The following is a 12,959-nucleotide window of genomic DNA, read 5'->3' as shown; positions in this document are numbered from 1 at the left end:
TAAAGCTTCTGTCTACTCTTGGTCGGGCTTTTTTACCCTATACTTGCCAACCGTGCTGGTCCCATGAAAATCCTGGGGCCATAGCTTTCCTCACTACCCATCTTTTTCCAACCGTGCGTTGGACCTACTACCATGGCCGCAACGCCACCCTCGCCGCGGCCCCGCTGGTCGTGGGAAAACTCCGGCCCTATGCGCTGGATACGGCGCTACATGGGCTACTCGCGGGGAGAGGCCAAGGGCATGGTCGGGCTGCTGGTGCTGATGCTAGCGGCCATCGTCGCGCCCATTGTGCTGCGCCCGGCCGCACCGGTTTATCTACCCGAAGCAGACCAAAATGCGCTCGACCAACTGGCCGCGCAGCTAAAAGAGCACCGCACGGCCGAGCAGGGCTATGCCGCACGCTTCCCCAAACGAAACTTCGGGCAGGGCACGGCCAACGGCTCCCGCTACCCCAAAATAGCACAAGTGCGACTCGCACCTTTCGACCCCAACACGCTGACCACTGAAGGTTGGGAAGCCCGGGGCGTGCCCCATTTTGTAGCCGCACGCATCACCAAATACCGCGAAGCCGCCGGCGGCTTTAAAGCCAAAACTCAGGTAAAGAAGATGTACGGCCTGGAAGACTCCGTCTACCAACGGTTGGCCCCCTTTATGCAGTTGCCCGAGGAAGCGCCCAAGCGCGGCGAGCGACCTGACTATGCCGCCAACAAGCCGGGGCCCGATGGCAAATTTCCGCCCTTCGTTACTGCAGCTGGTACGCCCGGCAAATTCCCCAGCAAACCGCGCAACCTTCAGCCCTTCGACCTCAATACTGCCGACACCACACAGCTAATGCAGATTCGCGGCATTGGCGCGGGGCGGGCCAAGTGGGTAGTGCGCTACCGCAACCAGCTCGGTGGCTACCTGCGCGAAGACCAACTGGATGAGGTGTTTGTGCTGCGCGATGCCCCCGACCTGCGCGACAGCCTAAAGAAATACACGTTCGTGGCAGGCGGGTTTGCGCCCAAGCTGGTGAATGTGAACACGGCTACTTTCGACGAGCTCTACCTGCATCCCTACATTGGCAAGCCACGGGCCCGCCTCATTGTGGCTTACCGGCAACAGCATGGGCCCTTCAAGCAAGTGGAAGACCTGAAGCAGATTCCTGTGTTGAAGGCCGAAGATTGGGAGAAAATGCGGCCGTACGTGCGCTGCGAGTAGAGCACCGGTCCTTCTCTGAGGAAGCGAAGTAAAAGATTAGGGCCATCAACAACTTTCGGAGGTAGCAGAACCGTAGTAGGGAGTTAATTCTAGAGGCAGCGGCCCTTAATACTGACGCAGAATTAACCATTGCCCAGCATAAGCGGTTAGCTAGCTACCCTCTGACTTCCCTTGCCATGACTGACAATTCCACGCCCGACTCGGCTGCTCAGCCCGACAGCCCGATTCCCAACGACGGCCGCCGCTCGTTTATCAAGCAAGCCACCGGCTTTCTGGGGCTAGCGCTGGCCCCGCCGCTCATCAGCCAGGCCGAGCGGCTGACGGCACTCTCCAAAAAAGTGGAAGGCGTGACCGAGATACGACTCAAGATTAATGGCGCCGTCCGCACCATCAGCGCCGAGCCGCGGGTGAGCTTGCTCGATGCCCTGCGCGAAAACCTAGACCTCACCGGTACCAAAAAAGGCTGCGACCATGGCCAGTGCGGTGCCTGCACCGTGCTAGTTGACGGCCGCCGCATCAACAGCTGCCTCACGCTGGCTGTGATGAACCAGGGCAAGGAAATCACCACCGTGGAGGGCCTGGCCAAAGGCGAGGAGTTGCACCCGCTGCAAGCCGCCTTCATCGAGCACGACGGCTTCCAGTGCGGCTACTGCACGCCCGGCCAGCTCATGTCGGGCGTGGCCTGCATTAAAGAAGGGCACGCTAAAACCGACGCCGACGTGCGCGAGTGGATGAGCGGCAACCTCTGCCGCTGCGGCGCCTACCCCAACATCGTGGCAGCCATCCGGCAGGTCGAACAAAGCGGTTTCAAGTCTTAATCATGAACAACTTCTCCTACCTCCAGGCCACGCAGCCTAAGGAAGCCACTGGTGCCGTGCGCGACAACAAGCAGGCGGCGTTCATCGCTGGCGGCACCACCCTGCTCGACTTGATGAAGCTGAACGTGGAAAACCACGACCAGCTGGTCGACATTAACCTGCTAGCCTTCAAAGGCATCGAGCAAACGGGCGACGGCCTGCGCATCGGCGCCCTGGAGCGCATGAGCGACGTGGGCGAAAACCCGCTGGTGATGCAACAGTACCCGGTTATTTCACAGTCGCTGCTGCAGGCGGCCTCGCCCCAACTGCGCAACATGGCCAGCATTGGCGGCAACCTGCTGCAGCGCACCCGCTGCGGCTACTTCCGCGACACGGCGTTTCCGTGCAACAAGCGCCAGCCTGGCTCGGGCTGCCCGGCCCAGGACGGCGAAAACCGCGGCTTGGCCATTCTGGGCGGCAGCAAGGCCTGCATCGCCACCTTTCCCGGCGACCTCGCCGTGGCCTTGGTGGCCCTGGATGCCGTGCTGCTCCTCGAAAACGCCAAAGGCAAGCAGCGGCGCGTGCCCCTGGTTGATTTCCACCTGATGCCCGGCAACACGCCCCAGCGCGAAACCGTGCTGGAGCCCGGCGAGCTGATTGTTTCCGTCACGATTCCCGCAGCAGCCCACACCCGCAAGTCAATGTACCTGAAAGTGCGCGAGCGGACCTCTTATGCTTACGCGCTGGCCTCGGCTGCCGTGGGGCTCGATGTACAGGGCGGCCAGATTCGCTCGGCCCGTGTGGCGCTGGGCGGCGTAGGCACCAAGCCTTGGCGCTCCCGCGAAGCCGAAAAGGTGCTAACTGGCGCCCCAGCTACGGAAGCTACTTTCCGGGCCGCTGCCGCCGCCGCGTTACGCGAAGCCCAGCCCCGCGAACACAACCGGTTCAAGGTCGAGTTGGCTCAAAACACCCTGGTCCGTGCCCTCACCGAACTGACGGCGGCATAGGCTTAAAGAACAATGTAGAGATGCCACACTTGGCGTCTCGGTGTTGAACGATGTCTTTGAACAAATAGGACGGCGCAAACGACAAGACGCGAAGTGTCGCGTCTCTACAGCTTCTGCCATAACTCCCCACCTTCGCACGCCTTATCCAGATATGGAAACCGAACCCTCCTTTTTCGAAACCTCCCCCACCCCGAACGTGGTCGGCAAGCCGCTGAACCGCGTCGACGGTCGCGACAAGGTGATGGGCCGGGCCAAGTATTCGGCCGAGTACCCCATTCCCGGCCTCACCTACGGCGTGCTGAAAACCAGCGACATCGCCAAAGGCAAAATTCAGAACATCGACACCAGCGCCGCCGCCAAACAGCCCGGCGTGCTGGCCATCTTTACCCACCTCAACATTCCGAAGCTGGCGGTGACGCCCAACGACGCGGACGGCAAAAAGGCCATCGGTGCGCCCATGGGCTTCATGCCGCTCACGTCGGATATTATTTACTACGCCGGCCAGCCCGTGGCCGTGGTGGTGGCCGATACCTTCGAGCGTGCCACCCACGCCGCCGAGCTAGTGCGCGTCACCTACCTCACTGAGCAGCCCATCGCGGCCTACACCGACCCTAAGGCGAAAATATTCGACCCACAAAAAATTCAGGACGGCAAGACCGATGGCAAAACCCGCCGCGGCGATGCCCGCGCGGCCCTGGCCAGCGCCCCCGTGCAGATGACGGCCGTGTACACCCACGCCATCAACCATCACAACCCCATGGAGCCCGGCGCCACCACAGCCGTGTGGGAAGCCCCCGACCGCCTCACGGTATATGAGTCGACGCAGGGTGTGACCCGGACGCAAAAAGCCCTGTCTACCATGCTGGGGCTGCCGCAGGACCAAGTGCGCGTTATCACGAAGTACATTGGCGGCGGCTTCGGCTGCAAAGGCTCCTGCTGGCCTCACAGCGTGCTCACCGTGCTGGCGGCCAAAGGCGTGGGCCGGCCGGTAAAGCTGTCGCTCACCCGTAAGCAGCAATTCACGGGCATGGGCCACCGCGAAGACCAGACCCAAACGCTCTCCCTGGGTGCAACCAAGGAAGGCAAGCTCACGGCCCTCATCCACGAGAAAACCTCCACCACCTCGCCCTGGGACAACTACGCCGAGTCGAACAGCAAAATCATCAACATGCTCTACGACTGCCCCAACTTCGAAGCCAGCTACCAGTTGGCCCGGGGCAACGTGATGACCTCGACTTACACCCGCGCCCCCGGCGAAGCGCCCGGCTCCTTCGCTCTAGAAAGCCTGATGGATGATTTGGCCTACCGCCTAAACATTGACCCCATTGAAATTCGCCTGCGCAACCACGCCGACAAAGACCCCACCAACGGGCGCCCATGGTCGAGCAAGTCGCTGAAAGAGTGCTACGCCCGCGGCGCCGAGCTCTTCGGCTGGAGCAAGCGCAACCCCAAAGCCGGCGTCACCCGCAACGGCCGCCTGCTGGTGGGCATGGGCATGGCCACAGCCAGCTACCCTGTGCATAACTCCCAGGGTACCGCCCGTGTGCGCCTCTACGCCGACGGCCACGCCGTGGTGCAAAGTGGCGCCACCGACCTCGGCACCGGCACCTACACCGTGATGACGCAGGTAGCCGCCGATTCACTGGGCCTGCCACCTGAAAAAATCCGATTTGAGCTCGGCGACACCAAGCTGCCCACCGCCCCCAACTCGGGCGGGTCGGTGGCTGCTGGCACGGTGTCGTCTTCCGTCTACATGGCTGCGCAAGACGTATGGCAGCGCCTAACCAAATTGGCTATTAAAGACAAAAAATCCCCGCTCTTTGGCGCTAAGGCAGAAGATGTAGTCATTGAAAAAGGCCGCCTGCAATTGAAGAAAAACAAGGCCAAAGGCGAAGACTTCATGGCCCTCATGAAGCGCTCCGAACTCACCGATATCGAAGGCACCGGCAACGGCAAATACGGCGCCGGCTACGAAACCGGTCAGACCGCCAGCCCCGCCAGCTCGGGCAATGTGGAGCAGGCCGGACAGCACTCCATGCATTCCTTTGGTGCCCACTTCTGCGAGGTGCAGGTCGACCCCGACCTTGGCACTGTGCGTGTTACCCGCTGGGTGAGCGTGCACGGCGCCGGCCGCATCCTCAATGCTAAAACGGCCCGCAGCCAGATTATCGGCGGCTCCATTTTCGGTATCGGCGCGGCGCTGATGGAAGCCACCCATCGCGACCACAACTACGCCCGCTACGTCAATGCCGACCTCGCCGACTACCACATTCCCGTCAATGCCGACATCCCGGAAATGACGGTGGAGTTCATCGATGAGCGCGACCCCTACATCAATGCCATGGGCGTGAAAGGCATCGGCGAAATCTCCATGGTAGGCGTTTCGGCGGCCGTGGCCAACGCCATTTTCCACGCGACCGGCAAGCGCGTGCGCGATTTGCCCATCACGCCCGATAAAATTCTGGGCACCAAATCGGTTTAAATGCCTCCGCGGCTCATTACCACTACATCCAGTGCCACTGTTCCGGTAATGCCCGGTTCGGTGGCATTAGTGCTGCTGGCTGCTGGTGCCTCCACCCGCATGGGCCAGCCCAAGCAACTCTTGCCCTACCACGGCCGCACGCTGCTCCGCCACGCAGCAGAAACGGCCGTGGCCACCGGCTGTTCTCCACTCACACTGGTCACCGGAGCAGTCCACGAAGCTCTAGCTGCTGAGGTAGCAGATTTGCCCTTCCAGGTTGTTCACAACTCTGATTGGCAGACAGGTATGGCTTCTTCCATTCAGGCTGGCTTGGCTGCCGCTACCTGTTTCAAGCCCAAAGCCTGTCTCATCATGCTCAGCGACCAACCCCTCGTAACGCCCGAATTGCTCAGACAGCTGGTTGCCCAACAGCAGCAAACCCAAGCACCGGTAGTGGCGGCAGCCTATGGGGAAACCTTCGGCGTCCCGGCTATTTTTGACCGTAGTATGTTTGCAGCCCTAAGCCAACTGCAGGGCACGCAGGGCGCTAATCGTCTCATTGCGGGCCTGGGTTCAGCAGTTGGCCACGTGGCTTTCCCAGCAGGCCTGCTGGATGTCGACACCCCCGAACAATACGCTGCGCTACTCACCCAGCCGCAATCAAACGCATGAGCAACGCCCCCACCGACTGGCTCCTTATTGCCCAACGCCTGCAGGCCCTTGCTCAAACGGGTTTGGTTTACGAGCCCAGTCCCTATGCGCAGGAACGTTACCACGAAATACAGGACCTCAGCCTGCAAATGATTAGCATGCTCACCGGAGAGCCCGTGGCGCAGCTCAACGCCTTGTTTGCGGGCGAAACCAACTACCCCACCCCGAAAGTAGACGTACGGGCGGTCCTGTTCCGCGGCACCGACGAAGTGCTGATGGTGCAGGAGAAGCTGGACGACAACCGGTGGACGCTGCCCGGCGGCTGGGCCGACATCAGCTACACTCCCTTTGAGGTGGCAGTGAAAGAAGCCCGGGAGGAAACCGGCCTCGAAACCCAGGCCGTGCGCCTGCTGGCTTTGCTCGACAAGAAGCGGCACGCCCACCCGCCCCAGCCATGGTACATCTATAAAGCCTTTGTTTTGTGCCGGGAAGTGGGCGGCAACCTACAAGCCGATACCTCCGAAACGGCGGAAGCCCGCTGGGTACATCGCTCCGAATTGGCTTCGCTTGAGCTGTCAACCGACCGCAACACCTTGGCCCAATTGCAATCAATGATGGAGTTTGCTGCAAATCCCGACTTGCCCACGCTGTGCGACTAAACAAGTAACGGCCTAGCCAGACTGCTACTTGTTGCCCATTTCCAGCCGGCGCAGCTTATCCGCCTTCCACGTCGTGACTGCCACCACCAAAAGGGTCATCAGCCCACCAAATACCACCGAAGGCACCGTTCCCATTATCCTTGCCGCCAGGCCGCTCTCAAACGCGCCAATCTCATTGCTGGAACCGATAAAAATATTGTTCACTGCCGAAACCCGGCCCTTCATGTATTCCGGCGTGAATGTGTGAATCAGGGTAGAACGCACGATAACCGAGACAGAATCAAACGCCCCTGTTAGAAACAACAAGCCCAGCGACAGCACGAAGTTCTTGGACAGCGCAAACCCAATGGTAGCAGCGCCAAACCCAGCCACGGCCCAGAGCAGCTTACGACCCGCGTGCCGCCGCAGGGGAAAATAAGTCAGGACCACCGCCATCAGCACCGAACCAACGGCCGGAGCCGCCTCCAAATGCCCAAACCCGGTAGGCCCCACCTTGAGAATATCTGATGCAAAAACGGGCAGCAGTGCCACCGCCCCGCCAAACAGCACCGCGAACATATCCAACGACAGCGCCGCGAGCACCAACTGGTTGCTGAAAATAAACCGCATACCGCTCAGCACGCTGTCCTTCAAATTGAGCCGCTCGCCTTCCATGGGCGGCAGCGGCCGGCCCGCAATCCGCAAGAACTGAAACAGCGCCAACCCCAGCAGCACCGTCGTGACGAGGTACGAATCGGCCACGCCCAGGTGCGCAATCAGGTAGCCCCCAATGGCTGGCCCCAGCACCGAAGCCCCCTGGTAAGTGGTGCTGTTCCAGGTAATGGCGTTCGACAAAAAGGTCCGGTCAGGCAGCAGCTGCGGCATAAACGAGAACAGCGCCGGCCCCATAAATCCGCGTGCAATGCCGCTCACAAAAATCACCCCATATAGCGGCAATGTATACAGCGAGTCCTTGGCCAAAAAGCCAATGCCGTAGGGGCTGGCAAACGCGGCCAGCGCCACCGCGCACAGAAAAAGCACCGCCATGGCCGCCACCACAATGTTTTTGCGGCGCACCGAATCAGCCACGTAGCCGGCATACAGCGACACCACAATGCTGGGAATGGCCTCCGCGAGGCCAATCAGGCCCAGCGCCAAGGGGTTGTTAGTCAGCTTAAATATTTGCCAGCTCACCACCAGGCCTTGCACGCGCGTGGCCACCGTCAGGAGGGTTTTGGCCGATACCAAGCGGCGGAAATCGGGCAGGCGAAGGGCAGCGTACGGGTCGTGGGCAGCCGGAATGGCGCCAGGGTCAGAAGGAAGCATGCAACACGAATAGCGCCATTGCGGCGCGGATGCCCAAAGGTAGCCTCGCCTTCGGCAGTCGTTTGGGTAGTGCTTGACTTTCGACTACATTGCAAACTGATTGTCACTGCTTTTCCGCTGCCTTATGCCCAATTTTGGCTTGGAAATAACGCCGCGTCCCGACCTGCCCGCCATTGTGGCGCGCTGGCAGCGCGAAATCACCGCGTACGAGCTTAAGGCTGGGTACTACGCTGTCCTCGACGCCGCCGATGGGCACCGCTGCTGGCGGTGGCTGCTCGACCTGCGCCGCCGCGAAGAGCTGGCCACACCCGAACTCGACGCTTGGCTCGAAACCGACTTCTTCACCCTGCTACCTAACCGCTACGCAGCCCCGGTGCGCATTGCTTTTCTGGTTTCGCCGCTGCGGGCATTGCAAGCCCAGTCGGCCAGTTCCGTAGCCACCATCAGCAGCAAACAAGACCCCACCCAAGGCTACCACACAGCCCTGTTCACCGACGAAGCTGCGGCATACTATTGGTTAGCCCAATAGCCTGCGGGCATAAAAAAAATTTAGCAGCCGGACAGTCTTTTTTAAATATTTGATTTTTTATATTATATAAAAAGGTCCTTATTACTGGTTTGATGAAGGTTGCGCCGGACAAGCAAAAAGATTCTGGCTTTTTTGTTCGTTGCGCTATTGCGCAAGTGCACTGCATTCCTCTACATTTGGTTCGATTCTAGCGGGCTAAAAGTCCTGCACCCCACGGTCGCGCTCATATTTTTTCAGGTAACTGCATACTATTGGTCTAAAGCTCTACGTTCTCCTAATCCGTAGCCCTTTATGGACCTCTTGCAACCTAGCGACTCCGCGCTCATCTCGCTCTACCTGGCTGGCCAGGAATCTGCTTTCGCCCTTCTTTTGGAGCGTCATCGGAGCCGTGCGTTCACCACCATCATGCTCATCGTGCGCGACGAGGACATGGCGGAAGACCTGCTGCAGGACACGTTTATTAAGGCCATCCACACCATCAAGAGTGGCCGCTACAACGAAGAAGGCAAGTTTGCTCCCTGGATTTGCCGCATTGCCCACAACCTAGCCATCGATTCGTTCCGGCGCGGCAAGCGTGTTCCCCACGTAAGCCTCACCGACAACGAGCGGCTCGCCAGCACGCTCACGATTGCCGACGACGGCCCTGACGATATTCTTGCCCGGGAAGAAACCCACAACCGCCTTCGGGCGTTAATCCAAGAACTTCCAGCCGCCCAAAAGGAGGTATTGCTGATGCGTCATTACGGCGACATGAGCTTTCAGGAAATAGCTGACGCAACCGGCGTTAGCATCAACACGGCCCTCGGCCGGATGCGCTACGCCCTGATAAACCTGCGGAAGAAGATGACCGCAAATTCTCTCCACTATGATCCAAACCTTACCCCATTCGACACTGCTCCAATACGTGTACAACGAGTTGCCTCCTGAAAGGCAGCGCGAGGTAGAGGAGGCGTTGCAGCACGACCCGGATTTGGCTTCCACGTGCGCCGACCTCCTTTTGGCCCAGCGAGTTCTCGACGGCGTACGTCGCGAGCCCCGGCCCGAGACCTCCGAGGCCATTTTGCGCTATTCGCGCACTTTTTTAGCCAACTCCTAAACCCTTTCGGTTTCCTGTTCCTGTCATCCCGGGCGCAGCGAAGAGCCAAAGGATAGCCCACTTAAGGTCCGTAGTTCCCGCAATTACGTTTCTTTGGTTCGCTGTCTCCGGCTTTCGTTGCGCGGGGATGACAGTTCTTTTTTGCTGCTATCCCTCGCTATGCGCCGCGCCGACCGCTTCCAGTACTTCCTCGATTACTTCACCACCAACTTTCCGGAGCCCAAAACCGAGCTGGCCTACGGCAACCCCTATGAGTTAATTGTGGCCGTGGTGCTGAGTGCACAATGCACCGACAAGCGCGTGAACCAGGTAATGCCTGCCCTGCTCGAACAGTTTCCAACGGCCGCACACCTCGGCGCGGCCGCTGCTGAGGACATTTCCCCCTTCATTCGCAGCGTCTCCTATCCCAACAACAAAGCCAAGCACCTCGCCGGCCTGGGCCGCATGCTTACGAGTGAGTTTGGTGGCGAAGTCCCCAGCCAGATTGAGGAACTGCAGCGTCTGCCCGGTGTGGGCCGCAAAACAGCCAATGTAGTGGCCTCCGTTATCTACAACCAGCCCGCCATGGCCGTGGACACGCACGTTTTCCGGGTGTCGCATCGCATCGGCCTCGTGCCCAAAACTGCCACCACCCCACTTGCTGTTGAGAAGGCCTTGGTTCGATACATTCCGCAAGAACTAATTGCCAAAGCTCACCATTGGCTGATTTTGCACGGCCGCTATATCTGCGTGGCCCGCACGCCAAAGTGCAGCATTTGCCCGCTAGCGCCCAGCTGCGCCTATTTCGAAAATCACTTTGGCAAAGCGGCCGCCTACGAGCCCATTCCTGCCGCGTAGGCTCCGGCGGCGCGTTACACATTTGTCATAACCCATGGCAGCACTCAGCAGCATAAACTCAGCACTGTCAGGTATATAATCTTGCATGTTAGAGTATAAGCTCTTTGTCGACCTACCTTTTCCCAGACGCGTCTTCTAGAATGATTTGTACTCGCTGAGCTAACCGCTGCCGGTCAAATTCTTCGATGGCTAAGGCTTGCCCACGGGAGCCAGCCGCGGTCAATACTTCGGGTTGAGCCAGCAGCTCCTGCAGTTTTGTAGTCAGTGCAGCGGCATCGCCAGCTGGCACGTACCAGCCGCAGTTATGCTGCTCCACCAGTGCCCGGGTCCAGCCCTGATTGGTGACAATAATCGGAGTTCCTACCACCAGCGAATCGTATAGCTTCGCCGGCGAATTCGAATCCAGTACCGGCAAGCCCAGGAACGACACAATCGATACATCGGCCAGCCTAAACCAAGTGAATACCTCGTGCCGCGCCTGTCCACCCACCAGCCGAATCTGCCGGGGCGAGCGGGCTGCGGCCGCTGCAATCAGCGGCTCAAAGAACCCGTGCCCCAAAAACAGCCAGACGGCGTCCGTATCTGTGGCGGCCATGGCTTCGGCAGCTGCCACCAGTGTCGGAATATCGTTGGCACGGCCAAAAGTACCAGCATAGAGAATGACGCGTTTGCCCATCAGTTCCTGCTGCTGGCGCAGTGCTTGCACCGCCTCTAGGGTAGCATGAGCAGCCAGTTCCTGGTCTGTGCCATTGAGTACGGTTGTCACTTTGCCAGCCGGAATACCTAGGTCCGTCACGTAGCGCGTCATGTCCGGCGAAAGCGGCAAGATATGCCGGGCACTGGCATACAGTCGCTTCTCGAGTTTATATAGCTGCTGCCGGGCCAAAGCTGTGGGCACCGCGCCCATAGCAATGGGAAACGAAGGCCACAAATCCTGCACCTCAAACACCCACGGCACCTTGCGCCAGTGTGCTACCTGGGCTGCGGCCCACGCGGCCGTCAGGGGAGTACTAATACCCCAAATAACATCCGGTCTATCGATGCGCAAACCTTCCCGCACCGCCCAAAGCCCATATTGTGCGAAGGCCAGGGCACGCCGGGCCGTCCCCATCTTGTTGTTGTACGGGACCCGTGCCTCCCGGATTTCCACGCCGGCCGGCACCCAGGGATAGGCTTGGCTAAGCCGCTGCCCTTTCCAGGCGGGAGTAGTCAGGAGTGTTACGCGGTGCGCTTTGGCAATGTGGGTCAGCAGCGTGTAGTGCCGGCTCGTGGCCGGGCAGTCAGGGTTGGTATGGTACTGGCTGAAAACGGCAATATGCATGCATCATAGGTAACGGCTGGACTTAATAACTGAGCGAAGTGGTAAGCGACACTATACTGCCACCTCTTTAGTCATGCTTCGGGCGGTAGTGCGACTCATTGAGGATGCGCTGCGCATTCTTTTCAGCCATCAGGCGGGTCAAGCTCACGTCGGGGTGCGTGGCCACGTACTTACGCACAATTTGCAGGCCCACCCACTGTCCTACCCGGCCCGGGCAGGTCTTGTCGATTTCGGGCACGTTGGGCCGCTCGCCCACGTATTTCTGCAATAGAAATGGCGTGGTCGAATACAGCAGGTTCTTCTCCAGAAAATGGCCCCACACCCGCGGCTCGTTGGCCTCTAGCCCCACCATTTCGCGGCTGGTGTAGCCCATGAGCAACGAGTCGGGCGTGCACGGCAGCATCAGGCTCGCAAAATAGAGGGCCTTGCCCGAATGCACCATGGCATCAAGCATGGTGTTGGCCGTGAGCTCGTGCTTATTGTACTTGCTCGATATTCCCTGGGCAAGCAGCGGCATCAAGCCCTCGGGGGTGTAGCGGCGCAGCATGTACTGGGGCAAGTCGGGGCGTTTGCTGGCCTTGGGGCCCACAAACCAATCCAGACTCAGCACCAGCAAGCTGTCGTTCACATAAATATCCTTGCTCAGAAACCCACTCACGTAGGTGACAGCCTGCGGCGCATTGAAATCAGGGAAATAATGATGCACCCGACGGAACATCTCGCCCAAGTCGCGCTTGAGCGCGGCGCTGTCGGGAAAAGCAGCTTTGGTTTCGCGACCCAACTGATGCAAGGCATCGTTGGTAGCTAGTTGGGCCAGGTTGGTAGCCAGTTCCTTCTCATTGCTTGGCTGCCGCTGCAAATAGTAGCGGGAAAATGCTGGATTTGCAACCATAAACTGCTGCGCATCAGCCGGCGTTTTTACCTTGAAAAAGGTTGTTTCCAGATGTTTAATACGCACTGGCACGGCTGGCGCATCGGCGGCAGCGTCGGTCCGGCAGCCATCGGAGGCGCCGCTTTTGCAAGCCCCTAACCCAAGGCTCAAGCCAAAAAACACGGGCAGCCAACGCCGCCAGGCAAAATTATTCTTAGTCACGCT

At 59.5% G+C, this 12,959-nt stretch carries 13 protein-coding genes; 10 read left to right on the top strand and 3 right to left on the bottom strand.

All coding sequences use genetic code 11. The features are described 5' to 3' along the window. The first annotated feature begins 132 nt into the window (after positions 1-132). The 6 genes from ACP7AJ_RS03610 (at position 133) to ACP7AJ_RS03585 (ending at position 6,775) form a co-directional block, all read left to right on the top strand. The gene (locus ACP7AJ_RS03610) at positions 133-1,200 is read left to right on the top strand and encodes a ComEA family DNA-binding protein (RefSeq protein ID WP_426058810.1); all 1,068 of its coding nucleotides are present in this window, start codon (positions 133-135) and stop codon (positions 1,198-1,200) included. A 176-nt stretch (positions 1,201-1,376) separates the two neighbouring features. Continuing rightward, positions 1,377-2,018 carry a (2Fe-2S)-binding protein gene (locus tag ACP7AJ_RS03605; RefSeq protein ID WP_426058809.1) on the top strand — a complete coding sequence of 214 codons (642 nt, stop codon included), beginning with the start codon at positions 1,377-1,379 and terminating at the stop codon, positions 2,016-2,018. A gap of 2 nt (positions 2,019-2,020) precedes the next feature. Beyond that, positions 2,021-3,004: an FAD binding domain-containing protein gene (locus ACP7AJ_RS03600; RefSeq protein WP_426058808.1), complete on the top strand. Its 984-nt coding sequence runs from the start codon at positions 2,021-2,023 to the stop codon at positions 3,002-3,004. Between the two features lie 151 nt (positions 3,005-3,155). Beyond that, a complete protein-coding gene (locus tag ACP7AJ_RS03595) occupies positions 3,156-5,486 on the top strand; it encodes a xanthine dehydrogenase family protein molybdopterin-binding subunit (RefSeq protein WP_426058807.1) in 2,331 nt (776 codons plus the stop codon). Beyond that, positions 5,487-6,137, top strand: coding sequence for a nucleotidyltransferase family protein (locus tag ACP7AJ_RS03590; protein ID WP_426058806.1), 651 nt, complete (start codon positions 5,487-5,489; stop codon positions 6,135-6,137). Beyond that, complete coding sequence (locus ACP7AJ_RS03585; RefSeq protein ID WP_426058805.1) at positions 6,134-6,775, top strand: NUDIX hydrolase; 642 nt, start codon at positions 6,134-6,136, stop codon at positions 6,773-6,775. Before ACP7AJ_RS03590 ends, ACP7AJ_RS03585 begins: the two co-directional genes overlap by 4 nt. 24 nt (positions 6,776-6,799) lie before the next feature. Here the strand turns inward: ACP7AJ_RS03585 and ACP7AJ_RS03580 are convergent, their stop codons facing one another. Further along, the gene (locus ACP7AJ_RS03580) at positions 6,800-8,080 is read right to left on the bottom strand and encodes an MFS transporter (RefSeq protein ID WP_426058804.1); all 1,281 of its coding nucleotides are present in this window, start codon (positions 8,078-8,080) and stop codon (positions 6,800-6,802) included. 124 nt (positions 8,081-8,204) lie between these two features. Between ACP7AJ_RS03580 and ACP7AJ_RS03575 the strand changes: the two genes are divergently transcribed. The 4 genes from ACP7AJ_RS03575 to nth all read left to right on the top strand — a co-directional run bounded on the left by ACP7AJ_RS03575 (position 8,205) and on the right by nth (position 10,542). After that, positions 8,205-8,609 carry a hypothetical protein gene (locus ACP7AJ_RS03575; RefSeq protein WP_426058803.1) on the top strand — a complete coding sequence of 135 codons (405 nt, stop codon included), beginning with the start codon at positions 8,205-8,207 and terminating at the stop codon, positions 8,607-8,609. A gap of 291 nt (positions 8,610-8,900) precedes the next feature. Continuing rightward, on the top strand, positions 8,901-9,536 hold the full coding sequence (locus tag ACP7AJ_RS03570; RefSeq protein ID WP_426058802.1) for an RNA polymerase sigma factor: 636 nt from the start codon (positions 8,901-8,903) through the stop codon (positions 9,534-9,536). Further along, on the top strand, positions 9,514-9,705 hold the full coding sequence (locus ACP7AJ_RS03565; protein ID WP_426058801.1) for a hypothetical protein: 192 nt from the start codon (positions 9,514-9,516) through the stop codon (positions 9,703-9,705). Before ACP7AJ_RS03570 ends, ACP7AJ_RS03565 begins: the two co-directional genes overlap by 23 nt. A 159-nt stretch (positions 9,706-9,864) precedes the next feature. Then, on the top strand, positions 9,865-10,542 hold the full coding sequence (gene nth / locus ACP7AJ_RS03560; RefSeq protein ID WP_426058905.1) for an endonuclease III: 678 nt from the start codon (positions 9,865-9,867) through the stop codon (positions 10,540-10,542). 112 nt (positions 10,543-10,654) lie between these two features. On the opposite strand, the gene ACP7AJ_RS03555 is transcribed toward nth, so the two are convergent. Then, positions 10,655-11,863 carry a glycosyltransferase family 4 protein gene (locus ACP7AJ_RS03555; protein WP_426058800.1) on the bottom strand — a complete coding sequence of 403 codons (1,209 nt, stop codon included), beginning with the start codon at positions 11,861-11,863 and terminating at the stop codon, positions 10,655-10,657. 67 nt (positions 11,864-11,930) lie between these two features. Beyond that, the gene (locus ACP7AJ_RS03550) at positions 11,931-12,956 is read right to left on the bottom strand and encodes a gliding motility lipoprotein GldB (protein ID WP_426058799.1); all 1,026 of its coding nucleotides are present in this window, start codon (positions 12,954-12,956) and stop codon (positions 11,931-11,933) included. Between the last annotated feature and the right edge of the window lie 3 nt (positions 12,957-12,959).

The sequence above is a fragment of the Hymenobacter sp. B1770 genome (genome assembly GCF_049896385.1).
In the GTDB taxonomy this organism is placed as follows: Bacteria; Bacteroidota; Bacteroidia; order Cytophagales; family Hymenobacteraceae; genus Hymenobacter.
Note: the sequence above shows the minus strand (reverse complement) of the source record. Positions and strands in the feature narration are given on the sequence as shown.